Annotated in this window: 1 protein-coding gene; it reads left to right on the top strand. The window is 40.0% G+C overall.

Annotated elements, in window-relative coordinates; all coding sequences use genetic code 11:
* Nucleotides 1-207 (top strand): hypothetical protein (locus AACW06_RS20140; RefSeq protein ID WP_238336784.1); only part of this gene is annotated, 207 nt, incomplete at its 5' end.
* Nucleotides 208-403 lie beyond the last annotated feature (196 nt).

The raw sequence follows: 403 nt of genomic DNA, 5'->3' as shown, positions 1-403 counted from the left end.
CGTAGAAACGAAGGAATTTTAATAAGTTACGTACAAAAACGATGCTTACCAAAACCTAAATTTCACAGCGATCTGAGCCAAAGAGAGCCACTTACAGAATCGACAACAAAGAAAGCGCCTTTTCAGCAACCGCTAAATTTTTTGCTTCACCAGATTTTCAGAGCTGAATATCAGCAAGCAAATCCGTCAAAAAGACATTTCAATTAAAGCGATTTGAAACTGACGAAACTCAACACAAACCAGATCCAAAATTCAAGTGAGGCAACCCAAGAACCTTGAAAACGATCAATCTCAGGTTGTTCAAACATCCATTTCGACCAAGCCAACTTGCCGAAAACACGGGACGAATTCTCAATGAAATCGTAGCGTTGACCTTAAAAACCCATCAAACACATAACGCCGC

It is taken from the genome of Vibrio sp. S12_S33 (assembly GCF_963889785.1).
Lineage (GTDB): Bacteria > Pseudomonadota > Gammaproteobacteria > Enterobacterales > Vibrionaceae > Vibrio > Vibrio aestuarianus.
The sequence above is the reverse complement of the archived record's forward strand: the minus strand, read 5'-3'. Positions and strand labels throughout refer to the sequence as shown.